The 18,968-nt window shown below is 41.0% G+C and carries 18 protein-coding genes, 1 tRNA gene and 1 pseudogene; 6 read left to right on the top strand and 14 right to left on the bottom strand.

The genetic code is table 11. The annotated features are described in order from the left end of the window. Positions 1 to 2 precede the first annotated feature (2 nt). Positions 3 to 773: pseudogene (locus tag AC2D3N_RS09480) on the bottom strand (ApaLI family restriction endonuclease). Between the two features lie 257 nt (positions 774 to 1,030). Beyond that, positions 1,031 to 3,895 (bottom strand): glycerol-3-phosphate acyltransferase, encoded by a 2,865-nt coding sequence (locus tag AC2D3N_RS09475; RefSeq protein ID WP_484693457.1) that lies wholly within the window; start codon positions 3,893 to 3,895, stop codon positions 1,031 to 1,033. Positions 3,896 to 4,047: 152 nt separating this feature from the next. On the opposite strand from AC2D3N_RS09475, the gene psb35 reads away from it, so the two are divergent. Beyond that, complete coding sequence (gene psb35 / locus AC2D3N_RS09470) at positions 4,048 to 4,221, top strand: photosystem II assembly protein Psb35 (protein WP_200816687.1); 174 nt, start codon at positions 4,048 to 4,050, stop codon at positions 4,219 to 4,221. A gap of 188 nt (positions 4,222 to 4,409) precedes the next feature. Here psb35 and AC2D3N_RS09465 read toward each other — a convergent pair whose 3' ends face one another. From AC2D3N_RS09465 to AC2D3N_RS09435, 7 genes are all read right to left on the bottom strand, one after another. Further along, positions 4,410 to 5,168, bottom strand: a complete 759-nt coding sequence (locus tag AC2D3N_RS09465) for an LmeA family phospholipid-binding protein (RefSeq protein ID WP_079677093.1) — start codon at positions 5,166 to 5,168, stop codon at positions 4,410 to 4,412. A 38-nt stretch (positions 5,169 to 5,206) separates the two neighbouring features. Continuing rightward, entirely contained in the window at positions 5,207 to 5,422 is a 216-nt protein-coding gene (locus tag AC2D3N_RS09460) for a hypothetical protein (RefSeq protein WP_484693456.1), read from the bottom strand. Then, positions 5,412 to 5,699, bottom strand: coding sequence for a hypothetical protein (locus AC2D3N_RS09455; RefSeq protein ID WP_484693455.1), 288 nt, complete (start codon positions 5,697 to 5,699; stop codon positions 5,412 to 5,414). The genes AC2D3N_RS09460 and AC2D3N_RS09455 overlap by 11 nt, the downstream gene beginning before the upstream one ends. 29 nt (positions 5,700 to 5,728) lie before the next feature. Then, the gene (locus AC2D3N_RS09450; RefSeq protein WP_484693454.1) at positions 5,729 to 6,019 is read right to left on the bottom strand and encodes a type II toxin-antitoxin system RelE/ParE family toxin; all 291 of its coding nucleotides are present in this window, start codon (positions 6,017 to 6,019) and stop codon (positions 5,729 to 5,731) included. Further along, positions 6,016 to 6,246, bottom strand: a complete 231-nt coding sequence (locus tag AC2D3N_RS09445; protein WP_484693453.1) for an addiction module protein — start codon at positions 6,244 to 6,246, stop codon at positions 6,016 to 6,018. The genes AC2D3N_RS09450 and AC2D3N_RS09445 overlap by 4 nt, the downstream gene beginning before the upstream one ends. A gap of 71 nt (positions 6,247 to 6,317) precedes the next feature. Then, positions 6,318 to 6,932, bottom strand: coding sequence for a pentapeptide repeat-containing protein (locus tag AC2D3N_RS09440; RefSeq protein ID WP_484693452.1), 615 nt, complete (start codon positions 6,930 to 6,932; stop codon positions 6,318 to 6,320). Between the two features lie 34 nt (positions 6,933 to 6,966). Beyond that, the gene (locus AC2D3N_RS09435; protein WP_079677097.1) at positions 6,967 to 8,370 is read right to left on the bottom strand and encodes an HD domain-containing phosphohydrolase; all 1,404 of its coding nucleotides are present in this window, start codon (positions 8,368 to 8,370) and stop codon (positions 6,967 to 6,969) included. 353 nt (positions 8,371 to 8,723) lie between these two features. Here AC2D3N_RS09435 and AC2D3N_RS09430 point away from each other — a divergent pair, with 353 nt between their 5' ends. After that, a complete protein-coding gene (locus tag AC2D3N_RS09430; protein ID WP_079677098.1) occupies positions 8,724 to 9,506 on the top strand; it encodes a calcium-binding protein in 783 nt (260 codons plus the stop codon). 10 nt (positions 9,507 to 9,516) lie between these two features. On the opposite strand, the gene AC2D3N_RS09425 is transcribed toward AC2D3N_RS09430, so the two are convergent. The 5 genes from AC2D3N_RS09425 to AC2D3N_RS09405 form a co-directional block, all read right to left on the bottom strand. After that, entirely contained in the window at positions 9,517 to 10,527 is a 1,011-nt protein-coding gene (locus tag AC2D3N_RS09425) for a sensor histidine kinase (RefSeq protein ID WP_144017651.1), read from the bottom strand. A gap of 331 nt (positions 10,528 to 10,858) precedes the next feature. Continuing rightward, positions 10,859 to 11,938: a class II fructose-bisphosphate aldolase gene (gene fba, locus AC2D3N_RS09420; RefSeq protein WP_079677099.1), complete on the bottom strand. Its 1,080-nt coding sequence runs from the start codon at positions 11,936 to 11,938 to the stop codon at positions 10,859 to 10,861. A gap of 201 nt (positions 11,939 to 12,139) precedes the next feature. Beyond that, a tRNA-Lys gene (locus tag AC2D3N_RS09415) sits at positions 12,140 to 12,211 on the bottom strand. A 70-nt stretch (positions 12,212 to 12,281) separates the two neighbouring features. Next, positions 12,282 to 13,175 carry an aldose epimerase family protein gene (locus tag AC2D3N_RS09410; protein ID WP_484693451.1) on the bottom strand — a complete coding sequence of 298 codons (894 nt, stop codon included), beginning with the start codon at positions 13,173 to 13,175 and terminating at the stop codon, positions 12,282 to 12,284. 67 nt (positions 13,176 to 13,242) lie between these two features. Beyond that, entirely contained in the window at positions 13,243 to 15,273 is a 2,031-nt protein-coding gene (locus AC2D3N_RS09405; RefSeq protein ID WP_484693450.1) for a CapA family protein, read from the bottom strand. Positions 15,274 to 15,775: 502 nt separating this feature from the next. Between AC2D3N_RS09405 and AC2D3N_RS09400 the strand changes: the two genes are divergently transcribed. The 4 genes from AC2D3N_RS09400 to nblB all read left to right on the top strand — a co-directional run bounded on the left by AC2D3N_RS09400 (position 15,776) and on the right by nblB (position 18,907). Further along, the gene (locus tag AC2D3N_RS09400) at positions 15,776 to 16,759 is read left to right on the top strand and encodes an IS630 family transposase (RefSeq protein ID WP_484693745.1); all 984 of its coding nucleotides are present in this window, start codon (positions 15,776 to 15,778) and stop codon (positions 16,757 to 16,759) included. Positions 16,760 to 17,113: 354 nt separating this feature from the next. After that, positions 17,114 to 17,425, top strand: coding sequence for a DUF6679 family protein (locus tag AC2D3N_RS09395; protein WP_079679223.1), 312 nt, complete (start codon positions 17,114 to 17,116; stop codon positions 17,423 to 17,425). A gap of 176 nt (positions 17,426 to 17,601) precedes the next feature. Further along, complete coding sequence (locus AC2D3N_RS09390) at positions 17,602 to 18,069, top strand: CBS domain-containing protein (RefSeq protein ID WP_484693449.1); 468 nt, start codon at positions 17,602 to 17,604, stop codon at positions 18,067 to 18,069. 181 nt (positions 18,070 to 18,250) lie between these two features. Continuing rightward, on the top strand, positions 18,251 to 18,907 hold the full coding sequence (nblB, locus tag AC2D3N_RS09385) for a phycobilisome degradation protein NblB (protein WP_484693448.1): 657 nt from the start codon (positions 18,251 to 18,253) through the stop codon (positions 18,905 to 18,907). The last annotated feature ends 61 nt before the right edge of the window (positions 18,908 to 18,968 follow it).

Here is an 18,968-nt window from a genome sequence, read left to right as displayed (position 1 = left end):
TATCATTCATCTGAAGCCGTATTTTGATCCGCAATTCTTTGTAAGATTGCTTTTAAATCTACACCTGTTCTTTCAGTTACATAGTTCCATGCACTCTCTCCATAGTAATATTCACCGCCAATACCCTTATAAAGTGTCTCTAAAGTTTGTTGAATTCTGATAGCTTGTTGCCTATTGGGGTAATAAAACATAATACGAATGGGTTTATAACCTGCGGTTGATATATAGCAATCCTAAATAGGTTGTAACATTTTATTGTAGGGGTTTGGTCTCCAAACCCAGGCGAAAAGAGGGTTTGGAGACCAAACCCCTACGGAATTTTGTCACAAATTATTTAGGATTGCTATAGCTTTGATTCTAGTATGTTCTTTTGTGATATGATCTCCATCTGTTGTTGCATCTCTCCACTTAATTTCAATGGCATTATTTCCTTCTAAACAATCAATTTCAAATGTTTTCGGTCTTGAACCCAGAGTATTAGTAATTTTGACTGCTTTTGAATCAGGGTATTTTTCTAAGAAAGATAATTGAGTAGCCTTCTCTAAAAATGAACCTGCATAATTATATAAAAAACGACCTTTATTTTGATAAGTATCTATTAATCTTCCTTCTTCCTCAGTGATATGCAAAACTCTATAGATTAAAAAATGAGAAGTATCATCAGCTTCCATTTCTTTTAAACTAAAGTTAATTTGTTTCAGTAGAGCTTCGGAAGATTTTTGTGCTAAATTGTGGATTTTTTCTTCCAAACTTGAAGGCGTGAGAGATGCCATAAATTAAATAATATTTTTATAGAAAAGTATAAGTTATATAGCAATTCTAAATGATTTGTGATCAAAACCCGTAGGGGTTGGGTCTCCCAACCCTCTTTGCGCCTGGGTTGGGAGACCCAACCCCTACAATAAAATGTTACAACTTATTTAGAATTACTATATACAATTAACATTACAGTAAAGCACTCTAATTATAGCTTTAAATTGTTCATCATGTCAATATTATATTTAACACTATATTCTCTATTTTTGATTTCCTATTCTTTACTCTCCAAAATCTCAACAGTCCCCTGATAACCATCAACGCGCACCCGTTGACCATCTTTTAAATAAGTAGTCGCTCCTTGAATATTCATCACCGCCGGGATGCCATATTCCCGGGCGATAATTGCACCGTGAGAAAGTTGTCCACCGACTTCAGAAATAATCGCTTTTGCGGTTAAGAGAATCGGCGACCATCCGGCATCGGTGTAGGGAACTACGAGAATTATATCCTCAGTTTTATCGATGATATTCGTTAGACTCCGACAGATTTTAACCGTTCCTTCCACACAGCCAATACTAGCAGGAATCCCTTGTAAAATAGCGGGATTTTTAATAGTTTTTAATCGAGGTTCAGGTAATAAGTTACCATAGACTACAGGGGGAACTGTGCGATCGCTATCTTCCATGAAAATTTGCCTCCGTTGACTGACTTTAGGAATAAAATCAGGCTCAATTTGCTGTTCTATCCAATCTTTAATTTCATCCCATTCTAAATAGAAAATATCCCCCGAAGTTTCTAGGATTCCTTGATTGATTGCTTGGGATTCTATGGCTAATATTGTCCATCGTAAATGAGCTAAAAGTTTACCGTAAATTTCAGCAATTTGGCTTTTCGTTAAAGTGCGTTGATAACATTGAGCTTGTCGCCATCTTTCCCATCGGGTTAAGGTAGAAACCGTCGAATGTTCCATCCGGTAGTTGCTATTTTTAACAATTTTAAAGAGCATTTCTTTTAATATATCTGGTTGTTCTAACCAATTCGGCACAGAAATATCTGTTCCGACCTCGCTTAAATAACCATAGGTTTGTAACCAATCTTTAAATTGTTGATTTAACTGGGGATTTTCTGCTAGAATCTGATAAAAATATTGGTAGCTTATTTGGTCGGGTTCTTCCGAGGTTTCTCTGATGCGATCAGCCAGGGTTTGTAAGGCTTCCATCGAAGCAATTTCTGGGGCAGTATAGGTAGGTATCCAACTATCAGAAACTTTAAATAAAGTTCGTCGAATCGCTAACCCTATAGGGGCTAGAATATTATAATAAGTCGCTGATTTTAACAGGTTTTGAATGGTTTCAGATCGTTCTAAAAGTTGAGTTAAACTTAGGGATTTCATGGATAATTCTGCTTCTAGTTGTTGTAATATGGGTAAAAATAGCTGTTCTAAATCCTGTTGAAAATCCCGATCCAAATGTCGCTCCCGTTGAACTAATCGCCATAAACCAGGTAAGGAGGGTAAGAGTTTCCCAAGGGGGGGTTTTCCCATTTTTTGTCCTCGAACTAAAAATTCTAATCCCTGTTCAGGTAATCCCATCATTGAAAAGATTTCCCCTAATAAGGTAGCGTTAAAATAGGCGTGGGAACCGAATAATGTCGCGGTTTGATTAAAGTCTAATGGTGCTGCTTTTTCCCCTAAAACTAAAGTAAAGATTTCTCCCCAAACCCCACAGGTTAAGGGGCGATTAATTGACCAAGTTAAGGGAGGAATTACCCCGGGAATGACTTCTGCGGCGATGGTTCGCGTCCAGATAGGATGTAAATTGGTAATGGGGCGACTTTGCAAAATCCAGACTTTTGCTCCATCCCAACACCACTCAATATCCTGGGGTAAACCATGATAAAAGGTTTCTATTTCTTGAGCGAGTTTAACTAATTCTAAAATAACGGTTTTGGGTAAAATAGACGGGGGTTCTAAATCCTCAAAGGAGGTATTAATTTCTATTTCTAAATTCACCGGAGTGACTTGACCTCCGACAACGGATTCTGCCCCCCCGGGTAAGGCTTCAATAATGATTTGTGAACCGCCATCTAGGGGGTTACGGGTAAACATAACCCCAGCGACTTCACTGGCTAAATAGGGTTGAATTAATACCGCTATTCCCGTATCAGGAATTTGTTGATTTTGACGATAGGAAATGGCTTCAGAAGTCCAATAGGATTGACGACATTGAATAATTGCCTCGTGTAATTCTGAAGTGGAATAAACCGGGCCAATGGTTTGATATTGTCCTGCTGCTGAAGCGTAGTTACTATCTTCTCCCACCGCAGACGAACGGACAATTAAGGGAAAATTAACCTGGTCAATTTCTTTTTTTAAAGTAATATTTACGTCTTCTAAACGGTTAATAGCAGGTAAAATCCATCCTAAAGTAACTTCAAATCCTGCCCGTTTTAATTCACTTAATCGGGTGGCTTTTTCCCCACATTGTTGAAGATTGAGTTTATCTTCCAGATTTAAAAATTGTTGTTTCATATAATATCCGAGATCATCTTTTTGAGATAAGTTAATTAAAACTAATTGAAAGGCTATTCCTAGGGCTGCGACGAATTCCCAAGCAGATAAGGGGGAATATTCAGGGGTTTGATGCCAAAACCAGACCCAAAACGGCCCACTTAAACACCCTAAACGGGAGGCCCACAACCGGGATGAATATTTAGATAGGGGTAATAATAAATCACTGAATCGCCAGATGAATAATCCGGTAATTCCACTACTGATGGCAACAATAGGAGAATAGACTAATATTCCCCAGGTTGCATTGGTAACTCCGCCTCCTTTAGCAACAAAATATCGTCCTGCTACTAATAAAATTAAATTTACTAATTGCCAAGCGGGATCATTCGGGAATAATATCTTAGCAGCAATTACTGGAATTATTCCCCTGCCTATTTCCAGGAGAACTGCAACAATTCCTGCGGGTTTTCCTCCTTGATAAAAAGCGGCGGAAACACTAATATTACCTGTTCCTAATCTTGATAACTTTTTGCCCGATAGAAGTTGAACAACCCAATCGGTTAGGGGTAATGTTCCTAAAATAAAGCTGCCCACTAATAGTAATCCGATCATCCAAAAAGACATGAGAAATATTCTCCGGTAATTAGCAAGATCTCAAGCATCAGATCCTAGGGTTAATTGGGTTAGGATGTCGTCGATAGAATCTTTAAAGTTTTAGTTAACCAAAAATGAGATAATGGTCAGGGTATCATTATAATTAAGGAAAAATCAACATTATGGCAAGTAGTAATACTCTATGGATTCCGATTGCAGTGCTGATTGTCGGATTTGTGGCGGCGGTGAGTATTGGATCAATTGCTTGGTATAACTCTAAGCGTCCCCCGGGTTGGGAAGATAAAGAAAGACCGGATTATATTCCTAAAGTGAATCAGGAAGATGAGAATAAATAGGGGTTAAGATTAATTTAACCACAAAGACACGAAGATACAGAGAGGTTGTCAATATCCTCGGTGCTTATTGCTTTACTTTCAAGATGAAAGTCGGGAAGAACACTTGCTTTTCCCGACTTTAAACTAAAAGTAATGGTCTTGAACAATTCTCCTCCAGCAATCAAATTTAACGGTAAATTAACAACGTTTTAGCTTTTCTTTCCTTTGGGAAATTGATTGATTTGGGCTGACCCATAAAAAATCAGGGAATTGTTTTGAATTCGCAGTCTATCTACCTTTAATTGGGTTCCATCTAAAGCAAATTTGTCCAGATCTAATAAATCATTTACATGGTTTACTAAAGCTTGACTCAGGTTAATTTCCTCCTGATTTCCCTGATATTGAACATCAACAAATCGGATTTTCTGACGGTCTTCCACCTCCACCTGAGTTGTGAAATCAACTTGGACGGGTGCTTGTGAATTTCCTAGTAGAATTCCCGATTGAATTCTAAGGTTTTTCTCAGGAGTAACCGTCATCAGGGTTTTTGTAAAGGTTAAGGATTCTCCCTGATATTGCAGGCGCTGGAGTTTTTCTACCACAAAGGGGGTGTTAAAAGAGTCAGTCAAGTCTTCCTCCGTTAATACCACCCGCAAACTGGCTTGAGTCGGTTGTCGTAACTTGACTTGGCCTGTGAAAATCGCGCTGAAATCAATGGACACCGCCTGCACATAGAGTTCCATGACGGCAATGCGGAGGCCATTGTACATCAGCATCCCGTTGCCAATAAAATCGAAACCATCGACGCTTCCCTGCAAAAGCTTGGCTACAGGTTCCGCCCGAACGTTGGCTTCAATTTTTTCAGAACGCTTGAATAAAGCTGCGATCGCAGCCCCAACCGCCTTGCTGACAAGGCGATCGCCACTTTGATTCTGAAAAGAAGTGCTTCCAAACAAAGCCTGTACCATTCCTATTGCTCGTTAGCTGACTTGCCTATTATAACTTTTTATAAAGTTTTGTAACAATCAGTAATGCTTATCGCATAGATAAAGGTTGGATGAGAATTACCGATGTAAGCGCGAATCAATAGCTGATATCCTAAAACGCCTAATAGTGACGCAACCCGTTTGAGGTCTTCGACGACATCTTCAGGAATGCGAATTGTCACGCTGGTCATGGGACGATTGCGATCAAGTCGCTTTTTTAATGTTTTAACTTTCATATTCTGTTCGCTCCTGACAAGTTGCTTCTAAAGTGCTGAAGTCACCTATGATTTCCATAGGAATCAACACAGGATTACGGATCTTCAGAATTCTCTCAGATCCTCCAAGACTAAGATTTCGTTCAGCTTTAATAATCCTAAGCTGTGCCATTTTATGATGATATCGTCGAAATTTATCCTTTAACTCTATATCAATAAGAGTTGTTTGAAATTGTGCATCCTCAGCTTTCCGGAATTTGAACTCTATTCCATTGAGAACAATTGGTTGCCTTGCCATGTAAACTCCATATTAGTTTTCTACGACTATTATTTGCGGTTTTTCCAATACCCCGGCTCTCGACTGCAATGCGTCACGGCTAGAATCAAAATGTAGTCTAGCTCGATCGTATAGAGGATGCTATAGGGAAATTTGCGCGTCAAACATCGCCGAACATTTTCATCAAGTACAGCCCACCGAGTCGGAGATTCTTTAATTCGATAAACTGCATCCTCAATAACATTAATAAATGCCTGTGCTACTTCGGAATTTTGTTCTGCATAGTATTGGACGGCTTCAGCATATTCAGCCAGTGCTTCAGGATGAAATACATACTTCATTGGTCAAGCAACATCCTCACTTGAGCTAAGGCTTTATCCCCTGGAATTGCTTGCACAGCACCGCTTTGGATCTCGTTACGTCGTTTATGGGCCTCAGATGTCCAAGCTGCCTGAATCTTTGGATCGGTATCGAATTCTAAACTTTCTGCGAGTTTTTCTGCCAAAAGCGCCCTTGATGCCATAGGGAGAGATAAAAGTTCTTCTGTCAGTTGTTCAATTGACCGCATAGATCCTCCCTAACTGCTTAATTATAATCATCACAATGTAACAAATTTTAGACCCAATTAAATAGAAACCGTCAACAATTCCCTAACTCTGTTCCTTCGAGACAAGCGCCATCTAAAACCACACCTAAAAATAAGGTTTGTTCAAGAATCGCGCAGAGTAAATTAGCCCGTTCTAAATTCGTTCCTCGCAATACCGCACCGGATAAATTTGCTTCTTCTAAATCGGCTTGAGATAAATCTGCACCGGATAAATTAGTATTTCTCAAATCCGCTTGATATAAAATTCCTTGGAATAAATTCACGCCGCGTAAATCAGCACCCCTTAAATCAATGCCACTTAAATCCAAATTTCCACAGGTGGCTCCAGTTAAAAAAGCTCCAGCAAAACTCGCTTCTTTTACCTCCGCATCGAATAGAATTGCCCCCCTTAAATCAGCATTTCTCAAGTCAGCCCCTTGCAAATTTGCTCCCGATAAATCAGCCCCTCTTAAATTAGCTCGGAGTTGCGCTCCTTGTAAATTAGCCCCGGATAAATTAGCTCCCGACAAATTAGAACCCGATAAATTCACCTGTGCCAAATTAGCCCCGGATAGATCAATACCGGATAAATTCATATTAGTCAAATCTTTAATAGCTCCTTGTTTGAGGGCATTAAAATCAACCGATAGAGTGCGAGTCATGGTCATAATTAGGGATAATTGAAACAACTTAAAGTTCAGATTATTTTTGCAGTTTAGATTGAGGATTTAACTCCTCCTCTAACCACACGTTCGGCAATTGACTAGGCTTTTCAGGTAACTGCATTAAGCCGATTTCAGTTAATTTTACAACGGTTTTTAGTGATTCAACTAAAGTTGGATCAAATCTCGTGCCACTCAACTCCTGACATTTTTCTAACGCCTCTGTTAAACTTAAAGCCGGACGTTTACCTCGGGGTTGAATAAAGGCTTGAAAATAAGCCACCACCGCTAAAATTCGGGATTTAATATCAATTTCTTCTCCTTTTAAACCATTGGGTTTGCCCGTGCCGTCCCAATGTTCTAAATAGTGATACACAACCTCCCGAACTTCCGATAATTCTGGCATAGATTCTAATAATCTAGCCCCAATTAATGTCCGTTCTGACCAAAACTTTCTCGTGGCATCATCCATTTCTTCCGGTGTTTGATTAAACACCTCATCTGGTGCCGATGCTAACCCAATTCTATATAATAATCCCGCTAACCGTAACCGTCTCAAGGTCACCGTTGGCAGATCTAAAATTTGACCAATGGTTTCCGATAAAGCCGCGACTTGTAAGGAAGCACAGGGGTTATCGCGATCCCGTTCATCCACCCGTTGTGCCATTCTTAAAAATGCCTGTAATTTATTGGCACTAATATTACGGCTGACTCGTTTTGCTTGCCCTTCTAATTCCCATAATTCTCGGGTTTGACGGTTAACCGTAATTAATTCCTGTTGAGAAGATTGTAGATAACTCACAATCCGAGAAACCACGCTGGTTAAATCAGGAACTTGATGATAAGGTGTCGCTACAATTTGCTGATGTTGTGCCAATAAACTATCCGCTAATTCAGGATTATAGGGTCGAAACCGCTCAATTAAAATTTCAGCAGATTTACGAACCAACTTTTGATCAAATGTCCATAATCCATAAAATTTTCGTTCGCTATCAATCGTAGGTTTACTATGATGGGCATATTCATTTGCCATCAATTCATGGCACAATAGCATTGTCGTATAACCGGGAGCCAAAATAATTAAATTCCACTCCATCACCAAACTATCAGAACGGTCTAAATTAATTAAAGAAACATTCTCTAATTGTCCGGTGCGATGGGTCAAAAATCCACCATCCCCAACGGCACTAATCACAACATGGCGACAAGATTGAACCAGATCAAAATACCGTTCAGCCTCTTGAAGATACCATTTTCCCTCCTGAAATGTGACTAATACTAGAGGTTGTTGATCCGTTGTCGCATCACTATTTTGCAAAATGTGATCTTCGAGGGCATGACACAAGGCAACTAGGGTATTTTTGAAGTAGACACCATAACTAGAGGGCAGTTGACCATCAGGAAGGGAGGCTTTAAGCTGATTGAGCGTGGATTCTGGATTCATTTGCAAACGCGAGTCCCGACTATTCCTTAAATCTTAACTGTTATGGGCAGAATTTCAGGGTCAATCATCAAAAATTTTCATTTTCTCGTCGAGATTGCTCCGAATTCAGGGTAGGATCATTCCCCGTAAGATATTATTGCTTTTGAAACCCTCTGCATTTTTTGTTGAATTTTTCCCTGAACCTAACTAACAAGAACAAAAAGAAATCATACATGATTCATGAGTTTATCCCAAAAATTTCTCAAGCGGAATTGCCTATAGCAATCCTATTTTACTGATTTTATAGTAAAATAATTTATACTATTTAAACCCAGTGATTTCCTTTGCCTTAATGTTTTCGGGAGAGTCGATTTATGACAATGCAACCAGATTTTTCATCTCTATCTGTTCCACAACCTGTGCCAATGTCCACAGGAACTACAACTTCTTTGGTGGGGGTTAATATTATTACGATTACCCAAAAAGATGTCAATAGAAAGGGTCAATATATTGGAACAACTGGCCCAGATTATATTGAGGTCTCTCCCTTTCTCGCCCCCTTTAACTTTGCCATTTATGGTTTAGAAGAACCCGATACCCTATCGGGAGGGGCTGGAGATGATAGTTTATTTGGAGGGAAAGGAAACGATTCTTTAATTGGTTTAAATGGCAATGATATTATCCAAGGAAATTTAGGTGCAGATTATATTAATGGAGGAGATGGGAATGATTCTGTTTATGGAGGACAGGGAAATGATACCCTTTTGGGTTCGGCGGGAAATGATTATCTGGCCGGAGATAAAGGGATAAATCAGTTAACCGGAGGATTTGGGGTTGACAACTTTTCAATTCGCGCTTTTCCTCCCGAAAATACAGGATCTTCATCCAGTTTTATTCCCACTAATGCAGATATAATCACGGATTTTACCCCCGGAGAAGATGTAATTATTGTTAATGGAGTTCCTTCTTTTGCTCAGTTGCGTTTGACCTCCATTCCCCCAGAAGCCGTGCGAGGAGTATTTCCCAGTATTGAACGTACCCTCGGTGGTGGAACTTTAATTGAAGTTCAAGCCACAGGTCAAATTATTGGCTTTTTAGAAAATATTCAACCCCAACAATTATTAACATCTTCTTTTCTCTTTTTCCAGACTCCTTGAGGTTAGTTTATTAGGTTAAATCTGAATTGTAGGTTTCTCCATCACTTAAGGGTAAAAAGATTTCAACCAGAGTTCCTTGATTCTTCCCTGGACTGACTAATTGAATTCTACCTCCCATCATTTCGACTAAATTTTTGGAAATCGCTAATCCCAATCCGGTACTTCCTAGGGCATTAATTCGGGATTCATCTTCCACAACAAAGGGTTGAAATAGTTTTTCTTGGATTTGAGGTGAAATCCCAATTCCCGTATCTTTAATCGTAATCACAGCCATTTCTTCACTCTCTTGTGTTTGAGGATGATTACCGTGACGAATTTCTGTGCTAATTGAAATACTCCCCCGGTCTGTAAATTTAATCGCATTCCCAATAATATTAATGAAAATTTGTTTAAGTTTTGTCGGGTCAGCTTTGACTTTAATTCGGTGAGAATAGTCCTGTTTATAGAGTCGTAATCCTTTTTGACGAATATTAGAAAATTGTAGGTAAATAGCAGCCGTTAAACAGGCTTGTAAATCAATAGTTTTAATATCAAAAGAAATTCGACCTTCTTCAATTCGAGCTAAGTCTAAAACCTGATTAATTAACGTTAATAGATGGAGGGAAGAATCATGAGCTTGTTTTAAAAGCTCCAGTTCTTCATCTCGATCATCACATAAATCATCCAATAGGAGTTGTAAGGAACCAATAATCCCATTCATCGGTGTTCTTAACTCATGGGATGTTTGCCTAAGAAAATCATCTTTTCGATGATTCATCTCCTCCAAAACTTTATTTTTAGATTCCACCCTGTCATATTTTTCAACCGTTGTTTTCAGTTGTTTTTCCAGATCATCTTTTTCTAGTAGAAACCTTTCTTTCGTGTTTTGCAATAGCGCCTCTAAGGAAGCATTTTTCTGTTTTAAATGTTGGAGATTTTGATAATAAATTAACGCCATTAGAGAACTGAAAAAAGCCACTAACACGGAAACAATCGGTATAAATGCAGTCAATACCGAAAAACTGTGAGCAAGATAAGCCATAACTCCCAATGCTATCAAAGCTATTATAGCAATTGGCACTCTCCACTTTAGCTCCATTGATTGTCTGAGCTTTTGCCCCATATATTACACCCGTCAGTCGCTCCAAAGGTTTAATTTTAACGATGTTAAAACTTCCCTTTCTATGCTATCTTGCAAAGTTGATTTTGAAATCCCCCCTTTTTGCTAGGACGGAAATCTTAATAACTGAGTATCAAATCAGAATTAAGCCCTGAAGGGCTTACTACAAGGAAAAACCTGGCTTCTTTTTTAAGAAACCAGGCTTTCAATTCATCAACTTAGACGCTTTAAAACTAAAATCAGGGTCTATTAATTAAACCGCAACAGCCTTTTTAGTAGTAGCACTCAATTCACCTTTAGCGTACTTAGCTGCAAACTCATCTAAAGTTTGAACTTTGATCTTATCTGCATTACCCGCAGAACCGAATTGATTATAACGATCCGCACAAACTTTCTTCATATATTTGATAGAAGGTTTCAGGAAGTGACGGGGATCAAAGTTAGAAGGATCTTTAAAGGCTGCTTCCCGGAAGGCTGCGGTAATGGCTAAACGGTTGTCAGTATCAATATTTACTTTCCGAACACCGCTCTTAATTCCTTTTTGGATTTCTTCCACAGGAACCCCGTAGGTTTCAGGGATCTGACCACCGTATTTGTTGATGATTTCCAACAAATCTTCAGGAACGGAGGAGGAACCGTGCATGACTAAGTGAGTATTCGGTAAGCGACGGTGAATTTCTTCAATGCGGCTAATGGCCAGAATCTCACCAGTCGGTTTCCGGGTGAATTTGTAAGCCCCGTGACTGGTACCAATGGCGATCGCTAAAGCGTCTACTTGGGTTCTTTCCACGAACTCAACGGCTTGGTCGGGGTCAGTTAACAACTGTTCCATCGTCAATTTCCCTTCTGCACCGTGACCATCTTCTTTGTCACCTTGCATGGTTTCCAGAGAACCCAAACAACCCAGTTCTCCTTCAACGCTAACCCCAATGGAATGAGCCACTTTCACCACTTCTAAGGTGACAGCCACGTTATATTCAAAGCTGGCAGGGGTTTTACCATCGGCTTCGAGGGAACCATCCATCATCACGCTAGTGAAGCCATGACGCATGGCAGAATAGCAGGTGGCGGGAGAGTTGCCGTGATCTTGGTGCATGGCAATGGGGATGTGGGGATAGGTTTCCACCGCCGCTAAAATCAGGTGGCGCAGGAAGCTTTCACCAGCATATTGACGAGCACCGCGAGAAGCTTGCAAAATCACAGGGCTATTGGTTTCTTCAGCAGCCTGCATAATGGCTTGGATCTGCTCCATGTTATTCACATTGTATGCAGGAAGTCCATAATCATTTTCAGCCGCATGATCCAGCAAAAGCCGCATGGGTACGAGCGCCATAAAATTGCCTCCTAAGTCGTTGTTTTGTAAATTTGTTCCGAGGTCGTAACTAATTAAAACAATATTAAGACAATTTGGTAATTTCCGGTGGCTCTGATCAGAAATTTGTTATTTTTTCAGTTGTGGAATACCCGTATTGTTTCGGGAACGCACGAACTGACAGAGGGAATTCCCATCCATCCTCGATGTTTATTTGTTATATGGGTCGCCCGGGGCTCGAACCCGGAACAAATCGGTTAAAAGCCGAGTACTCTACCATTGAGTTAGCGACCCGCGCGTTTTTCCTTTTCTCACGCACAGTTTCTAATAGTAACACAACATTTCTGGGTTGACAAGGGGTTTCTTAAAAAAATGTGGCATTCAAGTGAACGAGCATCTCACAACTGGCTCCAGGCTTGAGATAGGTCAATAATTTTCCCGTATTCATGGCATTGCGGGGGGCCGTCCAAGGTTCCAAACAATAGTAATCTTTACCCTTGAGTGTCCAATACACCACACTCGAATAGGCAGAACTATAGCCAAGGATAATTTTAGACCGACGACTGTGGTCAATGGTGGTGGTGGCTAACCCGGTTAATGGATTAAACAGTCCATCGATTTCCTCCTCCAAGGGATCAAACCGTCCCGTAAACACATGGGTTTTCTGGCTACGTTGATCTCGGTACTGCATCGCCGGAATTTCAAAAGCCAACTGCTCCTTATCCCCCGCTAAAAAATAAGGATGTAACCCCGTGGAGAAGGGCATGGTCTGGGCGGGTAGACTATCCATTGTCCCGCAGAGGTTCGTATAACGTTGGAAAATCTGTAGAGAGTTACCCTTGAGGGTATAGGTAAACTCCACTTCAAAATCAAAGGGATAAACTGAACGGGTTTGGGGATTACTTTGCAAGACCAGGGTAATCGATGCCCCCTGATTTGTCGCCTGTTGTGCTACTGTCCAGGGCAAATTTCGAGCAAAACCATGTTGTTTGAGGGTATAGCGTTGACCCTGATAGGTGTAGGTATCATCGGGTAAATTCCCACAAATGGGGAATAAAATCGGGATTCCGCCCCGCACCGTTAACTCAGGGTTAGCAAACCGTTCACTGTCCAAATACAGTAAGTCCTTACCCTCGACTTGCCAACGGGTAATAATTCCGCCCCTTTCGGGCACAACTTCTAGGCTCGACTGGGTAGTCGGGTCAGACAGGACGTAGGTTTTATATTGTTGATGGGGCTTTAGTGCGATCGCAAACACAGTAATAGTTAGGAATAAATAAACTTTGGACAGGCAAACAAATTCACCAGGGGTAACCGTTAGGATCTTAGCCTATGGCTTGATCAAACTCTCGATTTTTCAAAGGAAGATCAATTTCAGCGTGAGATCCCCTTTCCATTTTCGAGACAGAAACTTCTGATTCCGTTGTTACAGATTGCTGCTTAGGAATGGCAATTTGAAACGAGATTGGGAAATCAGAACCCCGGTAACTTTGGGTGCTAGGGACGGGTGCTTGGGGAAAAGAAGGCAGGGAGATAAACGGATCTTTAATAAAAGGTTGATCAATATAGGGTTTGAGATCATCCTGGGTTGCCGTTTTAGTTTCTAATTTAGGAGGTAAGGGGGATTCGGTCTGTGATATAGATCCTGACTGCTTAATAACTGGAGACTGCATGGGTTCGGAAAACAAGGTTTTCGGCGGTTCCGATGGGACTATCTCCGTCGCCGTCGATGGAATTTCTGGCTTAGGTTCCGTCACTAGGGGCAAAGTCGGTTCTGCCGTTGGGGTTAAGGCGGCATCCACCCGTTTAATCTGTCGTTGCGGGGTGTCTAACACGACGGAGGACTGCATGGGCTGATCAAAAATTTGGGAGAGTCGCCCCACCCGCTTAATAATATCCTCGCCCTTTGGGGTTGAAATCACCTTAGCTTGATATTGGGTGACTTCCACAGGTAAAAACTCGACCTTCATTTGATGGTTAGCGTTTAGGGCAACTCTGAGCACGGCCGTTTCATAATCCGCACGACTATTCCCCCCAAAAATAAAATTCCCCAAGGAGTAAACAATCGGCCGACCTTTATAAATTTCCGCACCCTGTAAGGTATGGGGATGATGACCAATCACCACATCGGCTCCTTGATCGATCGTAAATCGGGCTAAGTCAATTTGCCAGTCCCCCGGATATTCCGCCAGTTCTACACCCCAATGGTAGTTAACCACCACCCAATCCACTTGATCTCGGATGGCTTTAATATCGGCGGCTACCTGCTGATCATAACGGGGATTGGTTCCCGCTAAAGTTTCGGTGGCTGCATGAAAGTCGGCATCATAATAGCCTAAATAGGCAATCCGTTGACCTTTAACTTCAATAATCGAGGGCCGACGGGCTTCTTTCATATCTCGACCTGCTCCCACGGTCTTAATCCCCGCTTGGTCTAAAGTTGCGATGGTTTCCATTAGCCCAGGTTCCCCATAGTCCATCGTATGATTATTGGCAAGATTGACAATATCAATTCCCCCTTCTGTTAATACCTTGACAGCTTCTGGATCGGCTTTAAAATTAAACTGTTTGTTGGGACGGCGTAGGGTAGAACGGGTGAGGGGATTTTCTAAGTTCACCATCGCCAGATCGGCATCCTGATATTCCGGGAGTTGGGCAAAGGGTAGGGAGTAGTTCGTCCCAATCACATCTTCAAAGTGGTCGGACAGGGTGACGTCTCCCCCAAATACTAAAGTCACCGTCGGATCTTGGGGATTTTTGACTTGTTCCTGTTGCACCACCGGAACCACTTCTAGGGCGGCTTGGACGGTATCAGACCGTTTGGGTGGCGGTGCGACCAGGGCTATATTTTCTTGAGCCGGATTTTTCGGTAGGGGGAATACCTCGGCTCTGACTTCGTAATAACTCACCCAACAGCCCAAGACAAAGGCAGAAACGGCCGAACCCATGAGAAACATCAGCCGCAGGGTTTTAAATTTAATCCCATCCAGATTTAACCACCGTCGGTGTCCTTGTCCTCGATAAACTCGATTGGCCGGAGTCACCAGTCGCACCGATTGTTTCCAGAGAATCTCCCCATCTCCTTGATACCTGGCGGCAATTTTTACCCCTTCTAGGTTAGGGGCGTTGAGTTTCCACAGCAGGTGACAGATAAACTTAACAATGCCCTCGGCCATGGGTTCTTGCTGGAACTCGACGAGGACGGGTAAACAGCCTTTACGGTCGGGGGGCGCGACCCTGGCCGAGATCCCCTCGGGTCTGAGATAGGTGTTAATTAAATCGCTAATTGCCCTTAAATCTCCAGTACGGGCTAATTCAAAAATAGAAGGTTGACCTAAATATTCTGCATAAACCATAAAAATACTATCTTCTCCCTTAGAAATTTTGCTTGCAGTTCAGTCTAAATAGTAAAAATAACCCTAACCGCCGACCATAGCGAGTGATTGATGATTAGATTTAACGGTTCTAACATAATGCCTCTGCATAACGCTATAGCGCTACCAATTAAGGTTAGGACAATACTAAACCTAAACCTTGTAACCTGTTCATAACCTACTGTTCCCTGTTCCCTGTTCCCTAGCGCGTAGCACTATAGAACTTTCTGGTGAAAAGTTTAACAGGTATCCTGAGCTATGGAAAAATCTTTCTGGAAAGGGAATGGGGGAACAGGTAATTACGAATTGAGAATTACGAATGGGGAATACTTCGACTTCGCTCAGTAACATTGGGATTGCTATATTTCTATTTTAGCGATTAGAAATCGCGTCTACACAGACCAAACCCACCTTCGTGGGTTCAGAAGCCTTAATTTTTCATTAGTCCACGCAGGTGAACTTCGCTTGTGTAGTAGCGAATTATATTCGCCGAAAACTTTTCTTAGTATTTTTAAACAGAATAAGTTGCTCAAGCCAATTTCCTCAAGTAAGAAATAGAGCCCAATGTATAATCCTGATTTATCAGGGGTTTTCTCCCGAGCAACTAATAACAATATTTAGAATCAGCCGAAGAACTCTATATAATTGGGTGACTCGATGGGAAAAAAGTGGATTTGTCGGTCTATATAATGAAAAAGGAAGGGGGAGAAAAGCAAAATTAAGCCCATCACAAATAGCAGAAGTAAAAGAGTGGGTAAAAGCCGAACCTAAAAATCTCAATAAAGTGGTTATAAAAATTCATAAAAACTGGGGAATTAAGGTGAGTAAAGAAACCATAAAAAGAATGATAAAAAAGTTGAATATGAGATGGAAAAGAATGAAAAGGGGATTAAGCAAAACCCCTGATGAATGGGAGTTAGAGGTGAAAACACCAGAATTATTGAAGCTGAAAGAACAAGATAAAAAAGGCGAAATTGATTTAAGATATTTAGATGAAAGTGGATTTTCGTTAACGCCTTACATTCCTTATGGTTGGCAAGAGAAAAATTCAACAATAATTCTCAAAAGTTCTCAAAGTAAAAGAATAAATGTGCTGGGATTAATGAATTGTAGAAATGAATTATTTTCGGAAATTTACCTCCAAACAATTGATAGTGAAACGGTGATTAAATTTTTAGATAAATTTAGTGATAGTCTAACTAAACCTACTGTGGTTGTTCTCGATCAATCTTCAATTCATACCAGCGATCGCTTTCTCTCCAAATTATCCGAATGGGAGCAAAAGAATTTAAAAATATTTTGGCTACCCACCTACTCACCTAAGCTAAATTTAATTGAAATCTTATGGAAATTTATTAAATATGAATGGATTGAAGTCGATGCTTATGCCAGTTGGTCAAGCTTAATTAAATATCTGAAAAAAGTGCTGGAAAATTTAGGTCAAGAATATGCAATTAATTTTGTTTAGGTACTTAGCAATCCCAAATTTGAGTCACCCATCAAAAACAAAACCATAGGAGCGATCGCGGTCGCAGAACTCAAGACCTACAGGTTACCTTCTTTCCATCACCCATAGCAAGATTGCCTATTCCCCACCCTCCAACAATCAAACAACCAACCAGTACGGGGTAATTTATTTAGGCTTTATGGAAGCTAAATTTATGTTACGGGTTAAAATGGAGTGACAACAGTTTTGACTAGACTGATCACCTTGTAATCCGGTATACTTCCAGGTGCTTGGGTATCCTGCTAAACCTTTTAAATATTTAGGTTCACAAGTAAAATTCAGATCAGCCAGCGAACTTCTCAGGAAAAGTAAAAAATGCTACATCGCAAGATTTATCAACTTTGTTGTGACGGTCGGGAAATCTCCATTTTCTTACGAGATCAGCAACGTTGGATTGAGAAAGCTCGAATTACAGACATTGAGGGAGATCTAGTCACGCTACGTTATGAAACAGATGAGGAGGATGAGGTCTGTTCTTGGGAAGAAATGATCCGCATAGATAGTATTGGATCAGTGAGTCAGAAATTAGCCTCTGTTCCCAAGTGCTATTTTGATCTACCCATTTCTGAAGACTGTCCCGAAGCGGAACAAATTCGTAATCCGACTTCCGAATCTAGTCCTGAATAGGTTGGACAATTTTTGTTCAATCCAATTTCCCAAAAATGGGGGAATAAAGCTCCGTCCTTATCTCGACAGGCTTAGTGGCTTGATGGGGCGGATTTTTGTCTTAGCTTGGGATGCGGCGGTTGCAGCTAATAACTGATATGATGGGGATTGGAAAGTTTAACAAACACGCAGAAATCATGCCCAAGACTGTTGCTGAGGTGATGACCCCGAATCCCATCCTGGTTAAGCCAGAGATGCCACTCAGAGAAGCGCTGCAACTGATGGTGGAAAGACATATTGGTTGTTTACCTGTGGTAAATGAATCCGGTCATTTGGTGGGTTTTATCTCGGGAACGGATTTGATGTGGCAAGAAAGTGGTGTGACTCCACCTACTTATATTACGTTCCTTGATAGTATTATCTACCTGGAAAACTTTTCCCGGTATGAACAGGAATTGCATAAGGCATTAGGCCAAACCGTCGGGGAAGTGATGACTCCTGCCCCGATTATTACGATTACCCCCCATAAATCTTTATCCGATGCCGCCCGGTTATTGAATGAAAAGCGCATTCATCGTTTACCCGTGGTGGATGATTCCGGTCAAGTGATTGGGATTCTTACCTGTGGCGATATTATGCGGGTGATGGCAACGGCGCAGGGTTAAAATTCACTCGGATTTCGTTAATAAAAACAAGGCTGGTCGGGACAGGAGGTTTCGACTCTGGCTTGATGTTGGTTTTTGCCAAGTTTTTAAGAAAATATTGATCTATTCATATCAAAAAATATGATATTATCCTGATCATTTCAAAATGATTTAGAGCCTTCATTTCAAAACCTTAATTTTTATGACAATTACCCCTGAATCTGTTCAGCAGTTGTTAAGTTCTGACGATTTTGGCGATCGCTTACGCGGTGTCAATCAACTCCGAGAACTGCCTCCGGCGATCGCTTTTGAGTTAATTCAAGTCCCGATTAAAGATAGTAATAGTCGGGTACGATATGCTGCGGTGAGTCAGATGGCAACTTTGGGAGAGCAGAATTTAGAAACCTCCTATCAAATCCTACACCATCACCTATTAAATGATCCTGAAATTGATGTGCAAGCAGCGGCGGCGGATGCGTTAGGGGCTTTAAAACTTAAGGATGCCTTTGATGATTTACAAAACCTCTATAATACTACGCCAGAATGGTTAGTTAAACTGAGTATTGTGGCGGCGGTGGGAGTCATCGAAGAACCTCGAGCTTTTGACTTATTAGAAATAGCCCTTCAAGATGATAATACTTTAATTCAAACCGTTGCTATTAGTGCATTAGGAGAATTAGGTGACCGACGGGCAGTTCCTTTATTAGTTCCCTATATCACCAATTCAGACTGGCAAATTCGTTATCGGGTCGCTCAAGCGTTGAGTCGTTTAGGGGGGAGGGAAGTTGAAACTCTGTTAAAACAATTAGCAGAGGATGAAGTCGAGATTGTTGCTAAAGAAGCTCGGGCTCAGTTATAACTTTAGGGGATAAAATACCCCCACAAATCTAGTGAAATAAGAATAACCACAAAGAAATTAA

It is taken from the genome of Planktothrix sp. PLAVEN19ND (assembly GCF_057220675.1).
Note: the sequence above shows the minus strand (reverse complement) of the source record. Positions and strands in the feature narration are given on the sequence as shown.

Excerpts from the sequence above, each read along its gene's own strand:
- AC2D3N_RS09445 (WP_484693453.1), bottom strand. The coding sequence starts at position 6,246 with ATGCGGTCAATTGAACAACTGACAGAAGAACTTTTATCTCTCCCTATG.
- psb35 (WP_200816687.1), top strand. The coding sequence starts at position 4,048 with ATGGCAAGTAGTAATACTCTATGGATTCCGATTGCAGTGCTGATTGTC.
- AC2D3N_RS09395 (WP_079679223.1), top strand. The coding sequence starts at position 17,114 with ATGCTACATCGCAAGATTTATCAACTTTGTTGTGACGGTCGGGAAATC.
- AC2D3N_RS09435 (WP_079677097.1), bottom strand. The coding sequence starts at position 8,370 with ATGAATCCAGAATCCACGCTCAATCAGCTTAAAGCCTCCCTTCCTGAT.
- nblB (WP_484693448.1), top strand. The coding sequence starts at position 18,251 with ATGACAATTACCCCTGAATCTGTTCAGCAGTTGTTAAGTTCTGACGAT.
- AC2D3N_RS09425 (WP_144017651.1), bottom strand. The coding sequence starts at position 10,527 with ATGGCTTATCTTGCTCACAGTTTTTCGGTATTGACTGCATTTATACCG.
- AC2D3N_RS09460 (WP_484693456.1), bottom strand. The coding sequence starts at position 5,422 with ATGAAAGTTAAAACATTAAAAAAGCGACTTGATCGCAATCGTCCCATG.
- fba (WP_079677099.1), bottom strand. The coding sequence starts at position 11,938 with ATGGCGCTCGTACCCATGCGGCTTTTGCTGGATCATGCGGCTGAAAAT.
- AC2D3N_RS09440 (WP_484693452.1), bottom strand. The coding sequence starts at position 6,932 with ATGACCATGACTCGCACTCTATCGGTTGATTTTAATGCCCTCAAACAA.
- AC2D3N_RS09465 (WP_079677093.1), bottom strand. The coding sequence starts at position 5,168 with ATGGTACAGGCTTTGTTTGGAAGCACTTCTTTTCAGAATCAAAGTGGC.
- AC2D3N_RS09475 (WP_484693457.1), bottom strand. The coding sequence starts at position 3,895 with ATGTCTTTTTGGATGATCGGATTACTATTAGTGGGCAGCTTTATTTTA.
- AC2D3N_RS09430 (WP_079677098.1), top strand. The coding sequence starts at position 8,724 with ATGACAATGCAACCAGATTTTTCATCTCTATCTGTTCCACAACCTGTG.
- AC2D3N_RS09450 (WP_484693454.1), bottom strand. The coding sequence starts at position 6,019 with ATGAAGTATGTATTTCATCCTGAAGCACTGGCTGAATATGCTGAAGCC.
- AC2D3N_RS09390 (WP_484693449.1), top strand. The coding sequence starts at position 17,602 with ATGCCCAAGACTGTTGCTGAGGTGATGACCCCGAATCCCATCCTGGTT.
- AC2D3N_RS09455 (WP_484693455.1), bottom strand. The coding sequence starts at position 5,699 with ATGGCAAGGCAACCAATTGTTCTCAATGGAATAGAGTTCAAATTCCGG.
- AC2D3N_RS09405 (WP_484693450.1), bottom strand. The coding sequence starts at position 15,273 with ATGGTTTATGCAGAATATTTAGGTCAACCTTCTATTTTTGAATTAGCC.